At 40.2% G+C, this 410-nt stretch carries 1 protein-coding gene; it reads left to right on the top strand.

All coding sequences use genetic code 11. The features are described 5' to 3' along the window. The coding region (locus PQG54_RS12315) for a hypothetical protein (RefSeq protein WP_271807741.1) at positions 1 to 365 on the top strand (365 nt) is incomplete at its 5' end. Positions 366 to 410 lie beyond the last annotated feature (45 nt).

Here is a 410-nt window from a genome sequence, read left to right on the forward strand (position 1 = left end):
CCGAGTGGTGGAGCTCTATTTTACTGATGGTTGTTGGAATTTATGGATTATGTGTGCCAAATAGCTTTATTATCCAACAATCCTTTATTGATGGTTTTTTAAAGTTTTTTTCATTTGATGTGTGGCAGTGGCTGTTTATTGTATTTGGGCTATTTCAATTTACTGCTTTGCGTTGTGAAAGCATAATCGGCAGAGGGGTCGCAGCGTTCTTTGCATCCTCTTTATTAATTTGGGGGACGTTAAATATCCTCGTTTATGGCCAATGGCATTTCAGCTTGGTCGCGTGGGGAATATTTGCAGTGATTAATCTCTATGCCCTTTACAGAATTGCAAGGGGGATAGAGAAACGCTATGAACTTCTTTGAAATCATCCGTTGGTGGTGGGAAACCAACGCCGAATGGATCAAAAT

The organism is Commensalibacter communis, from assembly GCF_947179015.1.
GTDB classification, from domain to species: domain Bacteria; phylum Pseudomonadota; class Alphaproteobacteria; order Acetobacterales; family Acetobacteraceae; genus Commensalibacter; species Commensalibacter communis.